General features: G+C 66.8%; 22 protein-coding genes. 19 read left to right on the forward strand and 3 right to left on the reverse strand.

The window, feature by feature from the left end:
- The first annotated feature begins 223 nt into the window (after window positions 1-223).
- The 8 genes from DM194_RS19130 (at window position 224) to DM194_RS19165 (ending at window position 8,331) form a co-directional block, all read left to right on the forward strand.
- Complete coding sequence (locus DM194_RS19130; RefSeq protein ID WP_111069134.1) at window positions 224-1,849, forward strand: EAL domain-containing protein; 1,626 nt, start codon at window positions 224-226, stop codon at window positions 1,847-1,849.
- Window positions 1,850-2,002: 153 nt separating this feature from the next.
- Window positions 2,003-2,323 (forward strand): hypothetical protein, encoded by a 321-nt coding sequence (locus DM194_RS19135; protein WP_111069235.1) that lies wholly within the window; start codon window positions 2,003-2,005, stop codon window positions 2,321-2,323.
- A gap of 159 nt (window positions 2,324-2,482) precedes the next feature.
- Window positions 2,483-2,911 (forward strand): hypothetical protein, encoded by a 429-nt coding sequence (locus tag DM194_RS19140; protein WP_246024468.1) that lies wholly within the window; start codon window positions 2,483-2,485, stop codon window positions 2,909-2,911.
- A 123-nt stretch (window positions 2,912-3,034) separates the two neighbouring features.
- Window positions 3,035-4,213 carry a phosphoserine transaminase gene (locus DM194_RS19145; RefSeq protein WP_111069136.1) on the forward strand — a complete coding sequence of 393 codons (1,179 nt, stop codon included), beginning with the start codon at window positions 3,035-3,037 and terminating at the stop codon, window positions 4,211-4,213.
- A 495-nt stretch (window positions 4,214-4,708) separates the two neighbouring features.
- Window positions 4,709-5,653, forward strand: a complete 945-nt coding sequence (locus tag DM194_RS19150) for an SDR family NAD(P)-dependent oxidoreductase (protein WP_111069137.1) — start codon at window positions 4,709-4,711, stop codon at window positions 5,651-5,653.
- Between the two features lie 124 nt (window positions 5,654-5,777).
- Entirely contained in the window at window positions 5,778-6,551 is a 774-nt protein-coding gene (locus DM194_RS19155; RefSeq protein ID WP_111069138.1) for an HNH endonuclease family protein, read from the forward strand.
- A gap of 68 nt (window positions 6,552-6,619) precedes the next feature.
- A complete protein-coding gene (locus DM194_RS19160; protein ID WP_342792456.1) occupies window positions 6,620-8,011 on the forward strand; it encodes an amidase in 1,392 nt (463 codons plus the stop codon).
- A 92-nt stretch (window positions 8,012-8,103) separates the two neighbouring features.
- Window positions 8,104-8,331 (forward strand): hypothetical protein, encoded by a 228-nt coding sequence (locus tag DM194_RS19165; RefSeq protein ID WP_111069140.1) that lies wholly within the window; start codon window positions 8,104-8,106, stop codon window positions 8,329-8,331.
- Here DM194_RS19165 and DM194_RS19170 read toward each other — a convergent pair.
- Window positions 8,322-9,080 carry a glycosyltransferase family 2 protein gene (locus DM194_RS19170; RefSeq protein WP_111069141.1) on the reverse strand — a complete coding sequence of 253 codons (759 nt, stop codon included), beginning with the start codon at window positions 9,078-9,080 and terminating at the stop codon, window positions 8,322-8,324. The two genes, DM194_RS19165 and DM194_RS19170, sit on opposite strands and share 10 nt — an antisense overlap.
- A 98-nt stretch (window positions 9,081-9,178) precedes the next feature.
- On the opposite strand from DM194_RS19170, the gene DM194_RS19175 reads away from it, so the two are divergent.
- The gene (locus DM194_RS19175; protein WP_111069142.1) at window positions 9,179-9,571 is read left to right on the forward strand and encodes a DUF423 domain-containing protein; all 393 of its coding nucleotides are present in this window, start codon (window positions 9,179-9,181) and stop codon (window positions 9,569-9,571) included.
- Between the two features lie 34 nt (window positions 9,572-9,605).
- Here the strand turns inward: DM194_RS19175 and DM194_RS19180 are convergent, their stop codons facing one another.
- The gene (locus DM194_RS19180; protein WP_246024469.1) at window positions 9,606-10,037 is read right to left on the reverse strand and encodes an ArsR/SmtB family transcription factor; all 432 of its coding nucleotides are present in this window, start codon (window positions 10,035-10,037) and stop codon (window positions 9,606-9,608) included.
- Window positions 10,038-10,362: 325 nt separating this feature from the next.
- Between DM194_RS19180 and DM194_RS19190 the strand changes: the two genes are divergently transcribed.
- The 8 genes from DM194_RS19190 (at window position 10,363) to DM194_RS19230 (ending at window position 18,181) form a co-directional block, all read left to right on the forward strand.
- The gene (locus tag DM194_RS19190) at window positions 10,363-10,590 is read left to right on the forward strand and encodes a sulfurtransferase TusA family protein (protein ID WP_111069144.1); all 228 of its coding nucleotides are present in this window, start codon (window positions 10,363-10,365) and stop codon (window positions 10,588-10,590) included.
- A gap of 243 nt (window positions 10,591-10,833) precedes the next feature.
- A complete protein-coding gene (locus tag DM194_RS19195) occupies window positions 10,834-11,763 on the forward strand; it encodes a histone deacetylase family protein (protein WP_111069145.1) in 930 nt (309 codons plus the stop codon).
- A 164-nt stretch (window positions 11,764-11,927) separates the two neighbouring features.
- Window positions 11,928-12,224 carry an exodeoxyribonuclease VII small subunit gene (locus DM194_RS19200; RefSeq protein ID WP_111069146.1) on the forward strand — a complete coding sequence of 99 codons (297 nt, stop codon included), beginning with the start codon at window positions 11,928-11,930 and terminating at the stop codon, window positions 12,222-12,224.
- A gap of 1 nt (window position 12,225) precedes the next feature.
- On the forward strand, window positions 12,226-13,128 hold the full coding sequence (locus tag DM194_RS19205) for a polyprenyl synthetase family protein (protein WP_111069147.1): 903 nt from the start codon (window positions 12,226-12,228) through the stop codon (window positions 13,126-13,128).
- 24 nt (window positions 13,129-13,152) lie between these two features.
- Window positions 13,153-15,066: a 1-deoxy-D-xylulose-5-phosphate synthase gene (gene dxs, locus DM194_RS19210; RefSeq protein WP_111069148.1), complete on the forward strand. Its 1,914-nt coding sequence runs from the start codon at window positions 13,153-13,155 to the stop codon at window positions 15,064-15,066.
- A gap of 189 nt (window positions 15,067-15,255) precedes the next feature.
- On the forward strand, window positions 15,256-16,275 hold the full coding sequence (locus DM194_RS19215) for a sensor histidine kinase (RefSeq protein WP_246024470.1): 1,020 nt from the start codon (window positions 15,256-15,258) through the stop codon (window positions 16,273-16,275).
- 89 nt (window positions 16,276-16,364) lie between these two features.
- Window positions 16,365-17,108, forward strand: a complete 744-nt coding sequence (locus tag DM194_RS19220; protein ID WP_111069150.1) for a TlyA family RNA methyltransferase — start codon at window positions 16,365-16,367, stop codon at window positions 17,106-17,108.
- 272 nt (window positions 17,109-17,380) lie between these two features.
- The gene (locus tag DM194_RS19230; RefSeq protein WP_111069152.1) at window positions 17,381-18,181 is read left to right on the forward strand and encodes an undecaprenyl-diphosphate phosphatase; all 801 of its coding nucleotides are present in this window, start codon (window positions 17,381-17,383) and stop codon (window positions 18,179-18,181) included.
- Window positions 18,182-18,714: 533 nt separating this feature from the next.
- Here DM194_RS19230 and DM194_RS19235 read toward each other — a convergent pair.
- The gene (locus DM194_RS19235; protein ID WP_111069153.1) at window positions 18,715-18,930 is read right to left on the reverse strand and encodes a hypothetical protein; all 216 of its coding nucleotides are present in this window, start codon (window positions 18,928-18,930) and stop codon (window positions 18,715-18,717) included.
- Window positions 18,931-19,908: 978 nt separating this feature from the next.
- Between DM194_RS19235 and DM194_RS19240 the strand changes: the two genes are divergently transcribed.
- A complete protein-coding gene (locus DM194_RS19240; RefSeq protein ID WP_246024471.1) occupies window positions 19,909-21,309 on the forward strand; it encodes an Nramp family divalent metal transporter in 1,401 nt (466 codons plus the stop codon).
- 171 nt (window positions 21,310-21,480) lie between these two features.
- Window positions 21,481-22,713, forward strand: a complete 1,233-nt coding sequence (nhaA, locus tag DM194_RS19245; RefSeq protein ID WP_111069155.1) for a Na+/H+ antiporter NhaA — start codon at window positions 21,481-21,483, stop codon at window positions 22,711-22,713.
- Window positions 22,714-22,718 lie beyond the last annotated feature (5 nt).

Consider the following 22,718-nt stretch of genomic DNA (forward strand, 5'->3'; position numbering starts at 1 on the left):
GTCACCCACGCCTTCGCGGGGATGACGGCCGATAACGGCTGTCCGGCATGGGCCGGCTGTCGCGATCGCTGCGCGTCTCCGACGATCGAACTGGTGAAATTTCGATAGCGGTAGGATTTCCTTTACGTTTAGGGTGCGAACCTTAAGCGGACACATTATTTCGCGCGCCGCGACATGATGTGTCGGAAACCACCTGTCCCACAGCGATTCCTGCCGAGGCCCTATGACATCGGACGTCGCACGCTTCCTCGGCTTCGCGTTCGCCAACGCGGATGTGCTGATCGAGGTGGATGCGCGCGGGACCATCGGATTTGCGGCCGGGGCCTTGCAGAATCTCCTGGGCATCACGGACACCGACCTGATCGGCCAGCCCATCGACCGGGTGGTGGCGGCCGGCGACCGCGGGCTGGTGCGGCGCCTGCTGCGTACCGCCGGGTCCAACAGCCGGCTGCAACCGCGTGCCGTCGAGTTTGCCGGCGGGGTTCAGGCCACCCTGTCCGGCTACCGGCTTGGCCGTTCCCCCAACGTGCAGTTGACGCTGACCCGGTCGGAGAGCGCCGGCGGCGGCGCGGCGCAGCCGGTCCGCGATGCGGAGACCGGGCTTCTCGACTCCGATGCTTTCCAGACGCAGTTGGGCGAGCGTTTCGGCATCCATGTCGGTAACGCGCCGCCCAAGCTGACGCTGATCAAGATCGCCGATTTCGGCGAGGTGAAATCGCGGCTCGGCCCGGAACTGACGTTGCGCCTGCTGGGGGAGGTGGGGGCGCTGCTGCGCGTCCATGCTGCCGACGACACGCTGGCGACCCGGCTGGGGGAGGACCGATTCGGCCTTGTCCATGGCACCGACGTGTCGGCGGGCGCGCTTTCCAACGAGATCGCGGTGACCGGCGCAGGGCTGCTGCCCGACGGCCGGCCCCTGGCTTCGGAGAACATGACGCTCGACATGGCGGCCCCCGGCCTCAGCCGCGAGGATGCCGGCCGCGTGCTGATGTTCACGGTGAAGAATTTCGCCGAGGATGGCACCGGCTTCGACATCGCCACCATGCATGACGCGGTGAAGCTGCTGGTCGACCAGACGGTGACGCGGGTGACCAGCCTGCGCTCCACCCTGACCGACGACCGGCTGAAGCTGCAGTTCCAGCCCATCGTCTCGCTCGCCACCCGCGGGCTGCATCATTACGAGGCGCTGGCCAGATTCCCCAACGGCGCGCCGGGGCCGACCATCGCCTTCGCCGAACAGGTGGGCATGGTCCATGACGTCGACCTCCTGGTCTGCGAGAAGGCGCTGGAGGTTCTGGCCGCCGATCCCGCCCTGCAGGTCGCCGTCAACATGTCGGCGGCGTCGCTGGGCAGCGACATCTTCGTCGTCGCCTTCCAGAAGCTTGTCGCCCGCAATCCGGCGCTGCGGTCCCGCCTGCTGGTGGAGGTGACGGAGTCGACCGGCCTCACCGACCTGCCGCGCGCCGCCCGCATCCTGGAGGAACTGCGCCGCGCCGGGCACCGCATCTGCCTGGACGATTTCGGCGCCGGGGCGGCTTCATTCCCCTATATCCAGGCGCTGCCGGTCGATTTCGTGAAGATCGACGGCAGCTATGTGAAGCGGTTGGGCGGCAGCCCGCGAGACGACGCCATCCTGCGCGCCATGGTCGGCCTGTGCCGGGAAGTCCGCGTGCAGGTGATCGCCGAGATGGTGGAAACCTCCGATCAAGCGGCGCAGCTCAACGCCTGGGGCTTCGAACTGGCCCAGGGCTATCACTTCGGCAGGCCCGCCGACCGCCCCGACTACCGGGCGCCCGGACTGTTCACTCCGCCGCGCCCGCCCTCCGGCCTCGCCGACGGCCGGGGCTGACCGCCTCGACCAAGGTCGTAGGACGAAATCTTTTTCGTAGGAGTGGAATGAAAGCGGGTGTCTTCGCGTTCATCCGGTCAAAGGGGAACAACCGCTTCCCGACACCAGGAGGATGCCGGAATGACTGGCCGTTGTGGGTTTGGATTGAAAGCCGTGGTTCTGGGCGCTCTGGTCGCCGGATCGATGCTGGGCGTGACCGTCAGCCAGGCGGAAGCGCATGACGGCTGGCGCGGGCGTGGCGACCACGGCCGCGAATGGCATGGTCCGGGCCGTGGCGGTCCGGATTGGCGCCGCTGGGATCGTCCCCGCCCTCACCACAAGCATTGGCGCGAACGCGACGTCCGTTACGCCCCGCCGCGGGTGATCTATGCCCCGCCCCCGCCGCCGCGGGTGATCTACGCGCCGCCGCCGCCGGTCATCTACGCGCCGCCTCCGGTCGCCCCTGGCTTCGGCTTCAGCATCAACATCCGCTGATCGTGAATTGCTGATGATGCGCCCGGCTTCCACCGGCGAAAAGGACGGCTTCCGGCGGGGCGCGTGCCGCATTATGGTGCGCCCGGTTCGGACAGCCGCCCCGCCGGGGCGGAGCAGCCAGGGAGACGGCCTTTGCGGGTTCTTAGTGTGTGTGCCGCTGTGGCGGGCAGCCTTCTGATCGTCACCTCCGCCGGCGCGGCGGAGCCTCGTCTGATGGCGGCGCTCGGCAACGCGATCCTGACGATGACCGACATCGGGCCGAAGCACACGCAGATCTCGATCGACGACAAGCCGGTGTTCGAGGACAAGGAGAGCGACATGCTGTCCTTCGTCGGCGCCTATTCGCTGAAAGACCGCTGGATCGCCCTGTTCCAGGCCGATACCGGCGCCAAGGATTGCCCGGCCCGATTCCGCATCCTTGAGATCGGCGGGCCGCAGCCGGTGGTTTCCCATCCCTTCGGCTCCTGCAGCGATGCCGTACAGGTCACCATCGACAACGACATCCTCACCGTTTCGATGCCGCAGCCGGCCGGCGGCGGCGAAGCCGCATGGACCTACCGCAACGGCAAGATCGGCCGCACGAAGTAGCGGGGGTGCAGGGCTGCGCATCGGGTGTGGCTGGGCGTCGCGGACCGTCGATTGACGGGCGGTGGCGCAGCTTTTAAGGTCCGGACCTCCGCACATTCCCGTTCCGGGACAGGAAGTCCGCCCATGAAGATCAGCCGGCCCAGCCGCCGCCCCAACAATCCGCTCTTCTCCTCGGGTCCGTGCGCGAAGCGGCCGGGCTGGTCGCTCGACGCGCTGGACGGCGCGCTGCTCGGCCGCTCCCACCGCTCCAAGCCGGGCAAGGCCAAGCTGAAGGAGGTCATCGACCTCACCCGCGCGGTTCTGGCCATTCCCGGCGACTACCGCATCGGCATCGTCCCGGCCTCCGACACCGGGGCGGTGGAAATGGCGCTGTGGTCGATGCTGGGTGCCCGCGGCGTCGACATGCTGGCCTGGGAGAGCTTCGGCAAGGAATGGGTCACGGACGTCGCCAAGCAGCTGAAGCTGCCCGACGTGCGCAACCTGGTCGCCCCCTATGGTGAACTGCCGGACCTGTCGTCGGTCGATTTCAGCCGTGACGTGGTCTTCACCTGGAACGGCACCACCGCCGGCGTCCGCGTGCCCGACGGCGACTGGATTCCCGACAGCCGCGAAGGGCTGACCATCTGCGACGCCACCTCCTCGGCCTTCGCCATGGATATGCCCTGGAACAAGCTCGACGTCGCCACCTGGTCCTGGCAGAAGGTGCTGGGCGGCGAAGCGGCGCACGGCATGCTGGTGCTGAGCCCGCGCGCGGTGGAGCGCCTGGAGAGCTTCCAGCCCGACCGGCCGCTGCCGAAGATCTTCCGGCTGACCAAGAACGGCAAGCTGATCGAAGGCATCTTCGAGGGCGACACCATCAACACCCCGTCGATGCTCTGCGTCGAGGATGCCATCGACAGCCTGCGCTGGGCCTTGTCGGTCGGCGGCCTGACCCAGCTGATCCGCCGGTCGGAGCAGAACCTGCGCATCGTCGCGGAGTGGGCGGAGGCCAGCAGCTGGGCCGGCTTCCTCGCCAAGGAAACCGCGACCCGCTCCTGCACGTCGATCTGCCTGCGCTTCACCGATCCGGAGGTCACCGCCCTGCCGGAGGATGCGCAGGCCGCCTTCGCCAAGAAGCTGACCGCGCTGCTGGAGAAGGAGGAGGCCGCCTTCGACGCCGGTTCCTACCGCGACGCGCCTCCGGGCCTGCGTCTGTGGGGCGGGGCGACCGTGGAGAACGAGGATATGGAGGCGGTGCTGCCCTGGCTCGACTGGGCCTTCGCCACCGTCAAGGCGGAAATGCTCGGCCCCAAGCAGGCCTGATGCCGAAGAGTAAAGCGTAAGCCCGGCCCCGGTTCACAGACCGGTCCGGCTCGGGGCGCAGGGCCCTGCCGTGGCGTGAATGCCACAGCGGGGCCTTTTGCGTTCAGCGGTCTTGTGCCGTGCAGCAAAGGTTCCGGCGGCTCCGGCCGAGGAACCGTTCGTACACAGCAGCATTTCTGCACCAGTGTGTCCGCCCCGACGCGGAATCCGGGCCGGCAGGCTTGACCATGGTTATCCACAGAACCGTGGACAAGGTGGTGGATAACCCTGTTGAACCATCGGTCGCGCCTATACGGAATCCGCGGCGGCCGAAGCCGGACCGATTCGCCGGCCGAGTCACCGATGGGGCGGGGCGGATCTCCGGTTGAGGCGGCGGCCTATCCCTAAGATGGGCTGGCGATCCGGCGGTTGTGTCCCGACCCTTAGTGGGAGTTTCGGCTGCTTCGCTGCGCTGCGGCGGCACCGGTCACAACGAAGGAAGGGCTTGGACGGACCATGGCGCACTACCTCATCACCGGCGGCTGCGGATTCATCGGCTCGCATCTGGCCGACCGGCTGCTGGCGGACGGGCATAGGGTGACGATCCTCGACAACCTGTCGAGCGGCCGGCTGGGCAACAAGCCGGAAGCGGCGAAACTGGTGGTGGGCGACGTGGCCGATCCCGATGCGGTGCGGGAGGCGATGGCCGGCGACCATGGCGAAGGGGTGGACGGCGTGTTCCACCTTGCCGCCGTCGCCTCCGTGCAGAAATCGCGCGAGCTGTGGGCGGAGACCCACCGCACCAACCTTCTGGGCACCGTGACGGTGTTCGAGGCGGCGCGCGACGCCAAGCGCGGCGGCCCGATCCCCGTGGTCTACGCCTCGTCCGCCGCCGTCTATGGCGACAACACCAACACGCCCCTGAAGGAGGACGAGCTTCCGCGTCCGCTGTCCGCCTATGGCGTCGACAAGCTGGGCTGCGAGATGCATGCCCGCATCGCATGGTCGATCCAGGGAGTGCCGACGGTCGGCTTCCGCTTCTTCAACGTCTATGGGCCGCGGCAGGATCCGATGTCGCCCTACAGCGGCGTCATTTCCATCTTCGCCCGCCGGGTGGCGCGCGGCGAGGATGTGGAGATTCACGGCGACGGCCAGCAGGTCCGCGACTTCGTCTTCGTCGGCGACGTGGTGCGCATCCTGGCGCTGGCGATGGAGCGGCGCTTCGCCGGCTCCCAGGTGTTCAACCTCTGCACCGGCCGCGCGACCTCGCTGGTGATGCTGCTGGACGTCCTGCAGGAGCTGTGCGGCAGCCAGGTCCGCCGCCGCCACTCGGAACCGCGGGCCGGCGACATCCGGGTGTCGATCGGCGACCCGTCGCTGATGCGCTCCACCTTCGAGACGGTCTGTCAGGTCGGCCTGCTCCAGGGGCTGAGTGCCACCCTGACCGGACGCATGCCTTGAGATCGATGGCAATACCGGAGTATGAGGGGAGAAGATCGATGAGGTGAGCGGAACATGACGGCGGCGCCGGCGAAATCTCCCACTCCACTGTGGGCGAGAGGATATCGAAAGCGGCGGTGCTGACATGGCCCGCCGCCGTTCCCTGACCCTGCGGGGGCTGTTCATCGTCCTTGCTGTGCTTGCCGCCGTCGCGGTGGCGGAGCGGCTGCATATCCTGCCGCCGGGCACGCTCGACGAGATGCTGGGCGAGGAGACGCAGCGCCCCCGTCCGCCGCGCAAGCAGGTACCCGCCGAGCCGCCGCCGCCTGCCATCTCCCGCCCGTCCGACCGCATCGACTATGCCGAGGTGAGCCGGCAGCTCGACCGCATCCGGGTTGAGCCTGAAAGGCGGCGTGGCTATGAGCGGTCGGATTGGCCGCACTGGCTGGCGCTTGATGGCGGCTGTCTGAACGCCCGCGAAAAGGTGCTGATCCGCGACTCGCTCCGCCCGGCGACGCTCGACGCCAAGGGGTGCAGCGTGAAGGGCGGCGACTGGCTCGACCCCTACACCGGGGAGCGCTTCACCGATCCGCAGATGGTCGACATCGACCACCGGGTACCGCTGGCGGAGGCTTATGCCAGCGGCGGCTTCGACTGGAGCCGGGAGCGGCGCGCCGCCTACGCCAACGACACCAGCGATCCGCTGACCCTGCTGGTCGCCAGCCGCGAAGCCAACCGCGCCAAGGGCTCCAAGGGGCCGGAGGACTGGCTGCCGCCGAAGCGGGACGGGATCTGCCTCTATGTCGCCGACTGGATCCTGGTGAAGGCCCGCTGGGATCTGACCATGGACGAGCGGGAGCGGGTGACCGTCGGCAACATCCTGAGCGATTGCCGCGCGTCGGTCGGCCGCCAGCGCTGAAAGACTCTGCATTGTTTCGCATGATACCGGTTTCGCGCTACGGTTCGGGCCGGAAACTGGAGGATGCAGTGAGCGAAGGACGAAACGCCTTGTGGCGGGAAAATGCTGCCGGCCTGGCGGCGAGGCTGGCGAGGCGGGAACTGTCGGCGCGGGAGGCGGTCGAGGCGCATCTGGCGCGCATCGCGGCGAAGGAACCGGAACTGTCCGCCTTCATCACCGTGGCCGCCGACGAGGCGCTGGCCCGCGCCGACGCGCTGGACGCGGCCCCGGCGCCGGTGGGGCCGCTGCATGGGGTGCCGGTGGCGGTGAAGGATCTGACCGACACCGCAGGCATCCGCACCACCTACGGCTCCGCGCTCTATGCCGATCAAGTGCCGTCCACCAGCGACATTGCCGTCGCGCGGATCGAGGCGGCGGGCGGCATCGTCATCGGCAAGACCAACACGCCGGAATTCGGCTTCGGCGCCGTCTGCCGCAACCGCCTGTACGGGCCGACCTGCAACCCCGCCGATCCGGTGCTGACTTCCGGCGGGTCGAGCGGCGGATCGGCGGTGGCGGTGGCGGTCGGCATGGCGCCGCTGGCCCATGGCACCGATTTCGGCGGATCGGTGCGGGTGCCGGCGAGCTTCTGCGGCGTCGCCTCGATCCGGCCGACACCGGGGCTGATCCCGGCGCCGGGCCGCGCCCTGGGCTGGGACACGCTGGCGACCCACGGGGTGCTGGCGCGCGACACCCAAGACTGCGCGCTGCTGCTGTCTGCGATGGCCGGCAGCGACCTGCGCGATCCGACCTCCCTGTTCGGCGACCGCGACGACGGATCGGAGTCGCGGCTTGGCGCCACCGCCGATTTCGGCGCGGCCGTGGTGTCGCAGGCGGTGCGGGAACGCTTCGCCCAGGCGGTCGACCGGCTGGAGCGTGTCGTCGGGCCGGTGGCGCGCCGCCATCCCGACTGCGGCGACGCCATGGCGACCTTCCGCACTTTGCGCGCGGCGCAGACCCGCCACGCCTTCGGTCCGATGCTGGCGAAGCATGGCGCGGACCTGACCGACACCATCCGCTGGAACATCGAGGCCGGCGCCGGCATCTCCGCCGATGCCTATCTGGAGGCGCAGGCCGCCCGCACCGCGCTCTACCGCCGCTTCGTGGCGCTGTTCGAGGACATCGACGTGCTGGCGGCGCCGGCCTGCGGCGTGCTGCCCTGGCCGAACGCCGAGGGCGAGGTGACGGAGATCGACGGGCGGCCGTTGGAGACCATCCTCGATTATCTCGGCGTCACCGCCATCGTCACGCTGGTGGGCTTCCCGGTGCTGACCTTGCCCGTGGGTGGGCCGGCGCGAGGTGACGGGCTGCCCTTCGGCATCCAGCTGATCGCCCGGCCGGGCGAGGAACGGCGCCTGATCCGCCTGGGCCGGCTGCTGGAGCGGGAGGCGGGCTTCGTCCACCATTGGCTTGAAAGCTGAGCGGCTGTGCGGGGCAGGGGAGCGGAATTCTCCGCATTGTGGACAACGCCGCCCCCTTCCCCATCCCTCGCATTTATGGTAAATAGGCGCCCATGGTAGAGACCCGACGCACCGGTGACCGTTCGAACGAGCCGATCCGCCCCGATCCCGGCGGCGGGCGGGTTCCTGCGGTCGGCGCGCGCGCGCGGGCCGACGGGATCGCCACGCAGGGGCGGCAGCGTATCCCGAGCCTGCGCGAACTGGCGGCCCTGGTGGTCAACGGGGTGTTGACCCTGCCGCGCAATTACCGCCGCGGCATGTTCCTCGACGTTCAGGTATAGGCGGCCGCATCCGGCCCGAACAGGCGTTCCATCAGGATCGGCGGCAGTTCGTACTGCGGCAGGCACAGGCTGGTGCTGCGGGCGTGCAGCGTGTGAAGGCACAGTCCCTCCGCATCCGGGAAGGCGTCGACGCGGAAGCGGTCGCGCGCGGCCGTCACGAACGGCGCATCCTCGCAGGCATTCACCGCGGGAAAACGCACCGCTTCCCAGACCGAACGGCGGTAGGCGCAGGAGAAGCCGTAACCGTCCAGATTCCCGGGGGAGGGCAAGGCATCCGGCGCCTCGACATAGCTGCAGCCCTGCCGTCCCCAGCGGTGGTGCGAGCCGCCTTGCGCGGTGTCCCAATAGCCGAAGCGCCGGTGTGCCGCGCTGTAGAGGAACCAGCCCGACAGCTTCACCAGGTCGTAGCCTTGCTCCAGCCGGTGCAGCATCCGCTCCACGTAAGTGGGCGCGTAGAAGTCATCGTCGTCCATGTGGACGATCACCGAACCCTTGGAATGTTCGGCAAGGATGTTGCGCTTCTCGCCGATGGCATAGCGGCTGGGCGAGTAGAAATACTTCAGCCGCGGGTTCGCCAGCGGCTTGAGATAGGCCGATGGGCGCGGGCTGTCGTCGAAGACGAGCCACTCGATCTCGGCATGGGTCTGCGCCTTGATGCAGGCATGCAGGTGGGGCAGGAAATCCTCCCGCTGCCATGTGGGCGTGATGATGCTGACGAGCGTGGTCGCCGGGGGAGGGGCTGTGGTCATGGTCGTTTCTTGCCCGTGCGGGCGCCCTGCGTGTAGACAGGCGGCAGGATAGCACCGCCCGTGGGCCGGTGGTGATCGGAAGGAAGGGAAGTACGTCCGTGGGAGTGATCGACCGCATCTGGATCGCCTTCGCCGCGCTGAACGGCGCCGTCGCGGTCGCCGCCGGCGCCTATGCCAGCCATGGGCTGGCGGGCCAACCGCAGGCGCAGGAGTGGTTCCGCACCGCCGGGACGTATCAGATGGCGCATGCGCTGGCGCTTGTGCTGCTGGTGGCGCTGGCCGGCCGGCTGGGCGGCGGCGCGGCCGGGCGACTGGCCCTGCGGGCCGCGGGGTGGCTGTTCTGTGCCGGAATCCTGCTGTTCTGCGGCACGCTCTATGCGCTGGCCACGATCGGGCCGTTGCCGGTGCCGATGACGGCCCCCGCCGGAGGGTGGAGCTTCATGCTGGGATGGATGGCGCTGGTGGCCGCGGCTCTGCTGGCGCGCGATTGAGGCTTGCGCGCCGCCCTTTATGGAATGGCGCGTTTCAGCGGGCCATGGCGGTGCGCAGGTCGGAGCGGTCGCTGCCGGGATCGTTGGCAGAGTCGTTGCTAAGGTCGTTGGCGGACTCGCTGGAAGTGCCGTTGGCGGAGCCGCCGCCGCGGCCCTCGGCCGCATTCTCCGCCGGGATGCAGTAGAGGCCGTGCAGCGTCGTCATGATCGTCTGCGCCTCGTGCCCGTTCAGCGAGTAGTAGATGTTCTGGGCGCTGCGGCGCGTGCGGACCAGATTGTCGTTGCGAAGCCGGGCCAGATGCTGCGACAGCGCCGATTGGCTGAGTCCGACCAGATCCTCCAGTTCGCCCACCGACCGTTCGCCCTGGCTCAGGTGGCACAGGATGAGAAGGCGCCGCTCATTGCACATCGCCTTCAGCAGGGCGCTCGCGCGGCGGGCGTTTGCCTGCAAATCCTCGATTTTCATCGCTTTCCCGTTGCCCTGTCCGTTCCGATTCGTTTTGCAACCGGGCTGTCGTTGCGCCGCCCGGCAAAGAAAAATGCATGTATGGTAGTATATTCGTACCATGCGGGAATTGTCCACCTGTGGAATTCCGTCATTCCGAAGCAGACACCGATTGTCACCATCGCGACTTGGGCGTTGCCATTACCGCTAATCACCGCTTTTTTCTCGCAGAACGGAACAATAGACGGAAGAGGGGCGCATCCGATGGTTGTGTTTGCCGAATCCAACGATGCGCGCCCATCATCGGCCGATGACACCGGTTTCCAGGTGGGATAGCATTCCGTTCATGACCGACCATCCTTTGGATACCAAGGGCTTGCAGTGCCCGCTTCCCGTCCTGCGCGCCCGCAAGGCGATCAGGGCCATCGCCGTCGGCGACACCCTGACCGTGGAGGCGACCGATCCCGGCGCCCGCAAGGACTTCCCCGCCTTCTGCGAGGCGACCGGCAACCGCCTGCTGTCGGTCGGCGAGGACGACGGCATCCTCCGCTTCGTCATCGAACGGACGGCGTGATTGGCGGACGGACTGATCATTGACCCGCCTGACCATCGGGCGGTGTGACCGGCGCATCGTTGCCGTTACCCCATCGTTGCCGACGCCATCTTGTCGTGTCACGGATTGCCCCGTTTCCAGAAAATGGGCTGTGACGAATCGTCCTGGAATCAGCCTGTACTTTTATTAGCGATACAGGAAGAATGGTTTTCGGAAACGCTGCCTGCGCCGCCCGAAAATCAACGATAACGACCGAAAAAATCGATGTTCACCACCCTGTTCACCCACCCGGCGTGCCTGGAGCACGACACCGGTCTCGGTCATCCCGAATGCTCCGACCGCCTGCGCGCCGTGCTCGCCGCGCTGGAGACGGAGGAGTTCCATATGCTGGAACGGCAGGAGGCGCCGTGCGCCACGGTGGAACAACTCCTGCGCGCGCACCCGCAGTCGCATATCGACCGCGTGTTGTCGCTGATCCCCGAGGTGGAGCATGCCGGGGTCGATGCCGACACGGTCGTCTCGCCCGGATCGGGGGAGGCGGCGCTGCGTGCGGCCGGCGCGGTCTGCGCCGCGGTCGACGCGGTGGCGACCGGCCAGTCGCGCAACGCCTTCTGCGCCGTGCGTCCGCCCGGCCACCATGCGGAGCGTGACAAGGCGATGGGTTTCTGCCTGTTCAACAACGCGGCGGTCGGCGCCTATCACGCCCGCGCCGCGCATGGGCTGCAACGCGTGGCGGTGATGGATTTCGACGTCCACCACGGCAACGGCACGCAGGACATCCTGCAGCACGACCCGGACATGCTCTATTGCTCGACCCACCAGTCGCCGCTCTATCCCGGTACGGGGGATGCGGGCGAAAAGGGCGAGTACGGCAATTGTGTCAACGCGCCGCTGCCGGCCATGGCGGGGTCGCCGGAGTTCCGGCATGCGATGACCCACGTCATCCTGCCGGCCATCGACCATTTCAAGCCGGACCTGCTGATCATCTCCGCCGGCTTCGATGCCCATTCGCGCGATCCGTTGGCCGGACTGCACCTGATCGACGACGATTTCGTCTGGGCCACCCGCAAGCTGGGCGAGCTTGCCCGCACGCATTGCGGCGCGCGCATCGTCTCGGTGCTGGAGGGAGGCTACAACCTGCGCGCCCTCGCCTCCGCCAGCGCCGCCCATGTGCGCGAATTGATGTACTGCTGAGCGGCGGCCTTCCCATCGGGCGGGCGCTTCATTCTCCCGAAAGGAGGAGGGGTCGCCCGAACGCATAGGCCGCACATAGGCCGCAATGGCCGGGGTAGCGGTGTGCCTCGGGCCTTGCGCCGGACGTGGGCGGGGCATACCTTCGCGGGCTTGAGGTCCCATCGATGGTTCTGCCCGACATGCCCCCTTCCACGACGTCTTCGCCCCCTGTTTCCGGCACCGCCATTCCGCCCGACATCGCCGCCCTCAGTTTCGAGGATGCGCTCGCCGAACTGGAGCGGATCGTCCGCCAGCTCGAGGAAGGGCGCGGCAAGCTCGACGACGCCATCTCCTCCTATGAGCGGGGCACGGCGCTGAAGCGCCATTGCGAGATGAAGCTGCGCGAGGCGCAGGCCAAGATCGACCGCATCACCGTGAGCGCCGACGGCTCCCTCGGCACCGAACCCGCCCGGATCGACTGACGTGCAGACCATTTCCCAGACCGAATTCAAAGCCGCGCTGGCCGACATCGCCAAGGCGGTCGAGGTCAAGATCAACGCGCTGCTGCCGACCACCGACCTGCCCGAAGCGCGGGTGTTCGACGCCATGCGCTATGGCTGCCTGAACGGCGGCAAGCGGCTGCGCCCCTTCCTGGTGATGCAGTCGGCCGCCCTTTTCGGCGTCAACCGGGACTGCGCCATCCGCGTCGCCGCGGCCGTCGAGATGGTCCACAGCTATTCGCTGATCCACGACGATCTGCCGGCGATGGACGATGGCGAACTGCGGCGCGGCCGTCCGACCTGCCACCGCCAGTTCGACGAGGCGACCGCCATCCTGGCCGGCGACGGGCTGCTGACCTTCGCCTTCGAGGTGCTGGCCGATCCGGCGACCCACGAGGACCCCAACATCCGCTGCCAGCTGGTGACGGCGCTGGCCAAGGCGTCCGGCGGGCACGGCATGGTCGGCGGCCAGATGCTGGACCTGATCGCGGAGCATGAGAGCTTCGATCTCGGCACCACCACCCGGCTGCAGCGCATGAAGACGGGCGAGATGATCGCCTTCTCCTGCGAGGCCGGCGGCATCCTGGGCAAGGCGAACCCGCCGCAGCGCACGGCGCTCCGCGCCTACGCCCACGACCTCGGCCTCGCCTTCCAGATCGTCGACGATCTGCTGGACGTGGAGGGCACGGCGGAAGAGACCGGAAAGACCGTCGGCCGCGACGCCCAGGCCGGCAAGGCGACCTTCGTGTCGATCCTCGGCCGCGACCGTGCCCGTGCCCAGGCGGAAATGCTCGCCGATCAGGCATCGCAGCACTTGGACATTTTCGATGGGCGTGCCGATATGTTGAAGGCGGTCGCCGACTTCGTCGTCGCGCGCCGCGCCTGACCAGAGCTTGAGGACCATCACGACGTGACCGCCACCAAGACTCCGCTGCTCGACCTTTGTCCGACGCCAGCCAAGCTGCGGGCCCTGAAGCCCGAGCAGCTCCGCCAGTTCGCAGACGAGTTGCGCACCGAGACCGTGGATGCCGTATCGGTGACCGGCGGCCATCTCGGCGCCGGGCTTGGGGTGGTGGAGCTGACCGTGGCGCTCCATTACGTCTTCGACACGCCCCATGACCGGCTGATCTGGGACGTCGGGCATCAGTGCTATCCGCACAAGATCCTGACCGGGCGGCGCGACCGCATACGCACGCTCCGCATGGGCGGCGGCTTGAGCGGCTTCACCAAGCGGTCGGAGAGCGAATACGACCCGTTCGGCGCCGGCCACAGCTCCACCTCCATCTCCGCCGGTCTCGGCATGGCCGTCGCCAGCAAGATCAAGGGGGAGCAGCGCAACGTCATCGCCGTGATCGGCGACGGCTCGATGAGCGCCGGCATGGCGTATGAGGCGATGAACAACGCGGCGTCCACCAAGTCGCGGCTGATCGTCATCCTCAACGACAACGACATGTCCATCGCCCCGCCGGTGGGCGCGATGAGCGCCTATCTGTCGCGGCTGATCTCGTCCAAGCCGTACCTGTCCCTGCGCCATCTGGCCAAGGAGATCGCCGACCAGTTGCCGCGGCCGCTGCGCAACGCCGCCCGCCGGGCGGAGGAATACGCCCGCGGCATGGTCACCGGCGGCACCCTGTTCGAGGAGCTGGGCTTCTACTACATCGGTCCGATCGACGGCCACAACCTGGACCATCTGCTGCCGGTGCTGCAGAACGTCCGCGACGCCGACGACGACAAGCCGGTGCTGATCCACGTGGTCACCAAGAAGGGCAAGGGCTACGGCCCGGCGGAGGAATCGGCCGACAAGCTGCACGCCGTCGCCAAGTTCGACGTGGTGACCGGCGCCCAGTCCAAGCCGAAGTCAAACGCCCCCACCTACACCCGCGTCTTCGCCCAGAGCCTGATCGCCGAGGCCGCGGCCGATCCGACCATCGTCGGCATCACCGCCGCCATGCCGTCCGGCACCGGGCTGGACATGTTCGCGGAACGCTTCCCCGACCGCAGCTTCGACGTCGGCATCGCCGAACAGCATGCCGTGACCTTCGCCGCCGGCATGGCGACGGAGGGGTTCAAGCCCTTCTGCGCCATCTACTCCACCTTCCTGCAGCGCGCCTACGATCAGGTCATCCATGACGTGGTGCTGCAGCATCTTCCGGTGCGCTTTGCGCTCGACCGCGCCGGCCTGGTGGGGGCGGACGGGGCGACCCATGCGGGATCCTTCGATACCGCCTATCTCGGCTGCCTGCCCGACATCGTGCTGATGGCCGCGGCGGACGAGCTGGAGCTGATGCACATGGTGGCGACCCAGGCGGCCATCGACGACCGCGCCTCCGCCCTGCGCTATCCGCGCGGCGAGGGTGTCGGCCTGGAGTTGCCCGACCGCGGCAGCATCCTGCCGATCGGCAAGGGCCGCATCCTGCAGGAAGGCACCAAGATCGCCATCCTCAGCTACGGCACCCGCCTGGGCGAGGCCCGGCGCGCGGCGGCGGAGCTGGCGGCGCGCGGCCTGTCCACCACGCTTGCCGATGCCCGCTTCGCCAAGCCGCTGGACGAGGATCTGGTCCGCCGCCTCGCGCTCGAGCACGAGGTGCTGATCACCATCGAGGAGGGATCGGTCGGCGGCTTCGGCAGCTTCGTGCTGCAGTTCCTGGCGACCTCGGGCCTGCTGGACGGCGGGTTGAAGATCCGTCCGATGGTTCTGCCCGACCTCTATCTCGACCACGATGCACCGGCCAAGCAGTATGAGACGGCCGGCTTGACCGCCCAGCACATCGTCCGCACGGCGTTGCAGGCGCTGGGCATCGAAAATGCCGCGGCACGGGCCTGACCGCGGATAGATCCGAAACCAACCAAATGTCGTAATGCCATTTGTCTAGGGAAGTTTCGGGTTGGTGGACTGGTGCCGAGCGCGAGCGACGCCTTACACTTCCCAGGCTGAAATGGTAGCTCCCCGGTCACGGTGGAGGCGTCGGCAGCATACGGGACGGCTACGGGATAAGGGGCGATGGCGCACTTCATGGCAGTCACGGCGTACCGGAACGCAGGATTCGGGACGGAATCCGGCGCGGAGCGGACGGCGGAAGCCAGCGGTTCCGGCATCGACGATCCGGTGCTGCTGCGTTGCCTGCTTGACCAGCTGCCGACTCCAACCGCCCTGGTGGAAGAGGAGGGCGACTGCTGCTGCTACGCCAACGCCGCCTTCCGCGCGCTGGGGGTGGTTGCGGGCTCGATCATCACGGACAGCTTTCCCGCCCTGTCGCCGATGCTGCTGGCGGAGGCGCGCAACAGCGCCCGGCCGCAGCGCAGCCGCGCCGCGGGCGACCGCGCGAAGGACGGCGAACGGTTCTGGGATTTGCGCGTCACCCCGATTCTGGGCCTCAACGGTGTCGTCCGCGCCCTGATCGTCACCGCGGATGAGACGCCGGAGGCGGTCGCCGAGCATGAACGTCGCCTGCGCGACGTCAGCCACCGGCTGAAGAACACGCTGCAGCTCGTCTCCAGCCTGCTGACCCTGCAGACGCTGTCCAGCAAGGATCCCGAAGTCCGCCGCGCTCTTCAAAGCGCCGGCAGCCGTGTCGGCATCGTCACCCAGGCCCACCAGCGCACCCATGGCGCATTGCGCGGCGGCACCATCGATGCGGCGCCGCATCTGCGCGAACTCTGCCAGGAGTTGGAGGCGACGCTTCCCGGCGCCCACCGCATCCAGGTCGCCGCGGAGGAAACGGAGATGCCGGTGGAGTCGATCATCCCCTTCAGCCTGATCGTCAGCGAGTTGGTCGGCAACGCCGCCCGCCACGCTTTTCCGGCCGGGGCGCCCGGCACCATCGACGTGCGGTTCGGCCGCACCGGCGGCGGTGCCGTTCGCCTGGAGATCGCCGACCGCGGCACCGGCCTGCCTTCCGGGCTGGACATCACCCGTGCGGCGACGCTGGGGCTGAAGGTGGTGCGCGCTTTCGTGGGCCAACTGCGCGGAAAGCTGAGCGCGGACAGCAGCCCCTATGGCACCCGTGTGACCGTCGACTTCCCCGCCGCCTGACGAATCCGCCCCCCGGGGCTTGCCCTTCCGGCCGTTCCGCGTCAGGAATGCGCCGGCATGAGCATGGGCATGAGCGAAGGGCTGAGGGCATGGCACGGATAAGGGCGGATGTGGCGCTGGTGGAGCGCGGGCTGGCGGAAAGCCGGGCCAAGGCGCAGGCGCTGATCCTGGCCGGGCTCGTCTATTCCGACACCAAGCGCATCGACAAGGCCGGCGACCTCATCGCGGCGGAAGCCCCGCTGGCGGTCAAGGGGCAGGATCATCCCTGGGTGTCGCGAGGCGGGTTGAAGCTGGTGAAGGGGCTGGACGTCTTCGCCATCGATCCCGCCGGCCTGACCGCGGTCGATGTCGGCGCCTCCACCGGCGGCTTCACCGACGTGCTGCTGACCCGCGGCGCCGCCAAGGTCTATGCCGTCGATGTCGGCCACGGACAACTGGCCTGGAAGCTGCGCAACGATCCGCGCGTGGTGGTGCTGGAAAAGACCAACGCCCGTCACCTGACCACGGCGGAAATTCCCGACCCGATCGACCTCGTCGTGTGCGACGCCAGCTTCATCGGTCTGGAAGTCGTGCTGCCGGCGGCGCTGGACCTCGTGGTGTCCGGTGGCCGGCTGGTCGCCCTGATCAAGCCGCAGTTCGAGGTCGGAAAGGGCCGTGTCGGCAAGGGCGGCGTGGTGCGCGAGCCGGAACTGCACAGGGAAGTCTGCGACCGCATCCGCGCCTGGCTGGACGCGCGGCCGGGATGGCGTGTGCTGGACATCACCGAAAGCCCGATCACCGGGCCGGAGGGCAACAAGGAGTTCCTGATCGGGGCAGTGAAGGACCGGCTCTGATCCCAAGGACCGGTTTTCCCGACGGGAGCACCCATGAGCCCGCCCCGGCGGGCTTCCTTCGCGGCGGCCGGTCCAGGGGTCCGGCCGGGAAATGCCTGCCATTTCAGTAAATTAAAGATCTTTCATTCGGGAAATTCCGAACGGCCCCCATTCTCGGGATGGTAGCTGGAGCTTGGCAGCCGACCGAGGCATTCCCTCGATGTTCGGGACTGCACGGGCGTGGCTGCATAAGTTCGGCTTGGGCATTTCGCCTCTCGGAGAAAGAAAAAGGCGTGGATATCGAATTCCTCATAGGCCTGGCTCTTGTGCAGGGCATCACCGAATTCTTGCCGGTCAGTTCCTCCGGTCATTTGGTTCTCGCCTCTCAACTGACGGGATGGGACGATCAAGGCCAGACCATCGACATCGCGCTGCATGTCGGAACGCTGGGTGCCGTCATCGCCTATTTCTGGAAGGACAGCCTGGCAATGACCCAGGGCGGCTGGGACCTGTTGCGGGGCCAATCGACGGAGGCGCGTCGTCTGTGCCTGCTGCTGGTCATCGGCACGCTGCCGGTGATCCTTGCCGGCTTCCTGCTTCACGGCCTCATCGCGGATCATCTCCGCAGCGTGGGAGTCATCGCGGCGACGACCATCGGATTCGGCATTCTTCTGTACATTGCCGACGCACGCGGAAGCCAGGCGCGCACTGTCGCCGACATGAGTCCGGGACATGCCGCGATCATCGGCATCGCGCAGGCCTTCGCGCTCATCCCCGGCACCAGTCGCTCCGGCATCACCATGACGGCCGCGCGCATGCTCGGCTATGACCGGGAAAGCGCGGCCCGCTTCTCCATGTTGCTGTCGATTCCGACCATTCTCGCCGCGGGAGGGCTTGCGACGGTTCAGGTGTTGCTGGCGGGCGAGGGTGAAACGTTGGGGTGGGACGCGCTGATCGCGGCCGGACTGGCCTTCGTCGCGGCTTTTCTAACGATCGGCGGGCTGATGGCTTGGGTTCGCCGTGCCAGCCTGACGCCGTTCGTCATCTACCGGCTGGTGCTGGGCGGGGTGCTGCTGTTCGTCCTCTACAACTGACCGCATCCGAATACGGACTTCTAAGGTCGAGGAAGATCGTCAGCAATAAAAAATGTTCATGAGTCAAACAATCAGCAGGCAATTCAAGTAGTCATGTGTTTATACAACCGGTGGGTTGCGCGGAATGCGCTTCTGGCATTTGGTATGCCAGTGTATCTTGTTCTTCGTTAACCCATGGAGGCAATCATGACCTACGCGACCCTTTCGGACTTTCACTCGAAGAAGAGCTTCGCGTCCTTCGTCCAGGCCTTTAAGTCTTTCATGAATGCTTGGTGCGACAAGTCCCGCCTGTACGGCCCCCTGTAAGGCGGCCAGCGCGTGGGCGAGGCCGCAGCGCGGCGAAGTCCGCCTCGCATTTCGGGCCGTGTTGCTTACCCGGCGAGGCGTTCCCTTGAAGAGCGTAAAAGAATGGGCCGTGACCTTGTCGCGGCCCATTCTCGATTCCGGGCAGTTCCCTTGCCTGAAGACACCTATCTGAGGGCACCCTGGCCCAGTTCTTCGTCCGGCAGTCGCCTGCCTGAAGGCACTCCGGCTCAGTCCTTCGTCTGGTAGACGGTCATGAACAGGCGGCTGGCGCGCCTGGGCGGACGGTTCAGGTTGGCTGGGCGGCGCAAGGTCCGCACGGAACCCGCGAAGGTGTCCGGCGCGCGGAAGCGTTGCCAAACCGACGTCATGGCGGAAGCGGTGACGGTCGCGGCGGCGGTGGCGAGACAAAGCGCAACGGCGAGTGCGATCGGCTCCAGCAACATGGCATTCCCTGTACGTTCGGTTCGGAGCGCCGCGGACCCGATCCCGCTGCCCCGATCCCAAGGCTGAACATGCCTGGCAAACAGGCGAGCGCGCATTTTGGCGCGCCCCTACATCAACCCTGGCCGAAAGTATACACGTTTTTAGTCCCGAACCGATCGATTCTTTTCACAATATGAAAAAAATGGGACAATAGCCGGGAAACATCCCGTCGAGCTGCTGACAGCCGGGATGCCGGGGGCTAAATACGAAGGACCACCCGGTCCCGCTGCATGCGGCCGCTTTGTGCACGTATTGCGAAAGCCGCCGATGATGGGGCGGGATGCTTATCCGGCTTGAAAGGGCAGGGCGTCATGGCCGGCAGCATGGCCGGCGATATGGCTGACTCGCTGCCGGCCGGAGAGATAAGAGTAGCGTCCAGGCCGGTCAGCGGCCTGAGGAACACTCCCGAATAACTGGAGCATTCGCACGCCAAGAAACGGCAACTCGAAGAGGAAGCATGGCTTCCTCCGAGATGCCGTTGGCGATCTGTGCGTTCCTGCAAGTGTGCAGGATGAACATATAAAATATAATTCAAAACGGGAAATGAAGGCTGCCCCGCCCCCTGTCGGGACAGCCTTCTGGGAGGGACAATGGCATGTGGCTCAAACACGCCAAGTCGCGTTTTATATAGGAGATATTATTTGGTTTGGCAACACCTGAATCTTTGATCTGCGGCATCTTCAGAGTAGCTGCTGCTGTACTGCCGTACGCACAAAGCTCGATTTTAATCCCTGCATCCGGAACATTTTTTTGTTCGTGAAAAAGCCCGAATGAGGGCGGAGATTTTTTCCCTACGTGTATCTGATATTTGGCATACCAAACATGTTCGCAGCGGAACGGTTTGCCGCTGCTCCCGAACAGGGGTCCGGAAGGATCCATGCGGAACTGAGCCAATGGGCCGCGACCGGTTCAACGCTCATTGCAGGGAGGGACAGGAATTGAGTATCAGCTCGACAAACAACGCGGCGATCGCCGCCGATGGGGCGTTTGGCGCCGCCGACAGCGGGGTCGCCAAGAAGGAAATCCGGCTGGAAGCGCCGGGCACCGGATTCATGGACACCTGGAAGGCGATGGGGCCTGGCATCGCCGCGGCGATGACCGGCATCGGCGCCAGCCACATCATGCACGCGCCGACCGCCGGCGCCCGCTTCGGCTACGATCTCCTCTGGGTGATCCTGGCCGCCTACATCATCAAGTACTGTGCCTTCGAGTTCGCCCACCGCTACACGATGGTGAAGGGCGAGACCATCATCAACGCCTACCACCGCGTCGGCACCTGGCCGCTGTGGTTCATGATCTTCCAGGGCCTCGCCAACACCGTCGGCATCGCCGGCCGCGCGCTGGGCTGCGCCGCCCTGATGTGGGCCGCCTTCCCCTTCATGCCGATGGAGGCGTGGGCCGTCACCATCCTCGTCGGCACCGTCGTCATCCTGTGGCTGGGCAGCTACTCGGCGGTCGAGGGCATCTGTAAGCTGCTGATCATCATCTTCGCCGTGTCCTGCTTCGTGGCGTTCGCGCTGCAGGCGCCGCCGCCGGCCGAATACCTGTCGCGCCTGCTGCCGACGCTGCCGCCGGTCGGTGCCATGCTGCTGTTCGGCGCCATGTTCGGCTACTTCCCGACCACGCTGGAAGTCGCGCCCATGCAGTCGAACTGGGCGGTCGACAAGAAGGCCGGCATGGTCAAGGTCAACGAAATGCGGGCACAGGGGCACACCGTGCACATGGATCCGGATTACATGAAGAAGAGCCTGATCCTCTTCAAGCGCGACATGAACATCAGCTACATCATCTCGATGCTGTCGGGCATGATTTTCCTGATCGTCGGCGCTGCGGTGCTGAACCCGATGGGGCTGGTGCCCAAGGGCAGCGAGATGGGCACGACCATCGCGCGCATCTACACCGACACCTTCGGCGCCTGGATCTTCCCGGTCATCATCGCCGGCGGCGTGGCCGCGCTGTTCTCCACCGTCTTCACCTACTTCGACGGTCAGGCCCGGATCTTCGAAGAATGCGTCGTGCGTCTGAAGAAGGACTGGGACAACCCGCGCATGCGCAAGCTCCTGTACCGCGGCATGCAGGTGCTGTGGCTGGTGGCGGGCATCGCCGTGGTCTTCGGCCTGCCGGAACCGATCTTCGTGGTGCAGGTCGCCTCGGTGATGGCGCTGGTCTTCTCGCCGGTCCTGTTCTGGCTGACCATCAAGGCGGTCAAGGACAACTTCACCTCGGACTTCGAGCGTGAGCTTCTGCCGACCAAGTTCCAGTTCGCCTGGGCGTGGGCCGGCACCGGCAGCCTGGTCCTGCTGACTCTCTACGTCCTCTACTACCAGTTCCTGGGCTGATCTCAGGCTCGTCACGGAACGCGGAGTGTGGCGCCCCGGAGGAGATTTCTCCAGGGCGTCACACCCTGCTTTCCGGTCCGTAAATCCCCATATAGACCGGGCAATGTCGCCTGCGGCAAAAATGGCGGGTATGGAACCGCTTTGACGGAAATCGAATAAGGACAGAATTCCATGGTGGAAAAGACGCAACCCTCACTTCGGCGCCCAATTTCCATTTTCAGGGAATTCATGGAAAGCGAAGCGTCGGGTGGCATTCTCCTGATGGTTGCCGCGGCGCTTGCCCTGATCGTTGCGAACTCTCCCCTGTCGGAGGCCTATTTCGGCACGCTGCACACCTATGTGCTGGGGCTGAGCATCGGGCACTGGGTCAATGACGGGCTGATGGCGGTGTTCTTCCTGCTGGTCGGGCTGGAGATCAAGCGGGAGATGCTGGATGGGCAGCTCTCCACATGGTCGCGCCGGATTCTGCCGGGCGTGGCGGCGGCCGGCGGCATGCTGGTGCCCGCGCTCATCTATGTGGCCTTCAACAGCAGCAATCCGGAGACGATCCGCGGCTGGGCCATTCCGGCGGCGACGGACATCGCCTTCGCCCTGGGCGTCCTGTCGCTGCTCGGGCCGCGCGTGCCGACATCCCTCAAGATCTTCCTGACGGCCCTGGCGATCATCGACGATCTCGGCGCCGTCATCATCATCGCCCTGTTCTATACCGCCGACCTGTCGATGCCGGCCCTGGGTGCGGCGGCGCTCATTCTGGCGGCGCTGATCGCCTTGAACCGCTTTGGCGTCCAGAAGCTCTGGCCCTACCTCATTCTCGGCGCCGGTCTGTGGGGTGCGGTTCTCCTGTCGGGCGTCCATGCGACGCTGGCCGGCGTCACCCTCGCGCTGACGATTCCGCTTCGCCGCCACGCGCCGGGCCAGCCGGACGACATGCATTCCCCGCTGCACCGGTTGGAGCACGGCATCCACGGCTGGGTGGCCTACCTGATCGTCCCCGTCTTCGGCTTCGCCAATGCCGGCGTGTCCTTCGCCGGAATGGACGCGTCGATTCTGACGGGCTCTGTCCCGTTGGGCATCGCGCTCGGCCTGTTCCTCGGGAAGATGGTCGGCGTGTTCGGAACCGCCTGGCTCACCATCCGCCTGGGCTTCGCCGAAATGCCGGCGGGGGCGAACACGGTGCAGCTCTACGGCGTTGCCCTGCTGTGCGGCATCGGCTTCACCATGAGTCTGTTCATCGGGGCCTTGGCCTTCCCGACCTCGCCCGAACTCGGCGATGCGGTTAAGGTCGGTGTCTTCGCGGGTTCTCTGGTGTCCGCGACCGTCGGTGCGCTGCTTCTGCGCTTCGTGTCGCCGAAGACCGAGATTCCGGCCACCGGCTACGCGAAAGCCGATGGGAACGCGGCGTGACATCG

It is taken from the genome of Azospirillum ramasamyi (assembly GCF_003233655.1).
In the GTDB taxonomy this organism is placed as follows: Bacteria; Pseudomonadota; Alphaproteobacteria; order Azospirillales; family Azospirillaceae; genus Azospirillum; species Azospirillum ramasamyi.

What these genes read in the sequence shown, in the direction of transcription:
- DM194_RS19170 (WP_111069141.1), bottom strand. Translation starts at nt 9,080, where the DNA reads ATGACCACAGCCCCTCCCCCGGCGACCACGCTCGTCAGCATCATCACG.
- DM194_RS19155 (WP_111069138.1), top strand. Translation starts at nt 5,778, where the DNA reads ATGGCCCGCCGCCGTTCCCTGACCCTGCGGGGGCTGTTCATCGTCCTT.
- DM194_RS19220 (WP_111069150.1), top strand. Translation starts at nt 16,365, where the DNA reads ATGGCACGGATAAGGGCGGATGTGGCGCTGGTGGAGCGCGGGCTGGCG.
- DM194_RS19150 (WP_111069137.1), top strand. Translation starts at nt 4,709, where the DNA reads ATGGCGCACTACCTCATCACCGGCGGCTGCGGATTCATCGGCTCGCAT.
- DM194_RS19200 (WP_111069146.1), top strand. Translation starts at nt 11,928, where the DNA reads ATGGTTCTGCCCGACATGCCCCCTTCCACGACGTCTTCGCCCCCTGTT.
- nhaA (WP_111069155.1), top strand. Translation starts at nt 21,481, where the DNA reads ATGGTGGAAAAGACGCAACCCTCACTTCGGCGCCCAATTTCCATTTTC.
- DM194_RS19145 (WP_111069136.1), top strand. Translation starts at nt 3,035, where the DNA reads ATGAAGATCAGCCGGCCCAGCCGCCGCCCCAACAATCCGCTCTTCTCC.
- DM194_RS19215 (WP_246024470.1), top strand. Translation starts at nt 15,256, where the DNA reads ATGGCAGTCACGGCGTACCGGAACGCAGGATTCGGGACGGAATCCGGC.
- DM194_RS19130 (WP_111069134.1), top strand. Translation starts at nt 224, where the DNA reads ATGACATCGGACGTCGCACGCTTCCTCGGCTTCGCGTTCGCCAACGCG.
- DM194_RS19195 (WP_111069145.1), top strand. Translation starts at nt 10,834, where the DNA reads ATGTTCACCACCCTGTTCACCCACCCGGCGTGCCTGGAGCACGACACC.
- DM194_RS19165 (WP_111069140.1), top strand. Translation starts at nt 8,104, where the DNA reads ATGGTAGAGACCCGACGCACCGGTGACCGTTCGAACGAGCCGATCCGC.
- DM194_RS19190 (WP_111069144.1), top strand. Translation starts at nt 10,363, where the DNA reads ATGACCGACCATCCTTTGGATACCAAGGGCTTGCAGTGCCCGCTTCCC.
- DM194_RS19235 (WP_111069153.1), bottom strand. Translation starts at nt 18,930, where the DNA reads ATGTTGCTGGAGCCGATCGCACTCGCCGTTGCGCTTTGTCTCGCCACC.
- DM194_RS19180 (WP_246024469.1), bottom strand. Translation starts at nt 10,037, where the DNA reads ATGAAAATCGAGGATTTGCAGGCAAACGCCCGCCGCGCGAGCGCCCTG.